Origin of the sequence: Streptomyces lancefieldiae (genome assembly GCF_031845825.1) — a bacterium.
GTDB lineage: Bacteria > Actinomycetota > Actinomycetes > Streptomycetales > Streptomycetaceae > Streptomyces > Streptomyces lancefieldiae.
This window is the reverse complement of record NZ_JAVRFH010000304.1, coordinates 1-474: the sequence shown is the minus strand read 5'-3', so window position 1 is coordinate 474 and position 474 is coordinate 1. Positions and strand designations below refer to the sequence as shown.

Sequence of the window (474 nt, the reverse complement as noted above, 5' to 3'; positions counted from 1 at the left end):
AGGATGTCGACCCAGTCGAAGTAGCGCTGCGACATGTCGGCCGGGTGGATGGCGACACGACCGTCGCGGACCGCGTCACCGGCGGCCTTGGCGAGCGTCTCGACCTTGACCCACCACTGCAGGGACAGGCGCGGCTCCAGCGTCGTCTTGCAGCGCGAACAGTGCCCCACGGAGTGGGTGTACGGGCGCTTCTCGGCGACGATCCTGCCCTCGGCGCGCAGAGCGGCGACGATGGCGGAGCGGGCCTCGAAGCGGTCCAGGCCCTGGAAGGGGCCATGGGTGGTGATCACACCGCGCTCGTCGAGAACCTCGATCGATTCGAGGTTGTGGCGCTGGCCGATGGCGAAGTCGTTCGGGTCGTGCGCCGGGGTCACCTTGACGGCGCCCGTGCCGAACTCCGGGTCGACGTGCGTGTCGGCGACGACCGGGATCGTACGGTCGGTCAGCGGCAGCGTGATCCGCTTGCCGATCAGG

General features: G+C 69.4%; 1 pseudogene. It reads right to left on the bottom strand.

Features of this window, described 5'->3' with window-relative positions:
- Nucleotides 1-474, bottom strand: a pseudogene (locus tag RM812_RS42255) (class I tRNA ligase family protein); the annotation flags it as partial.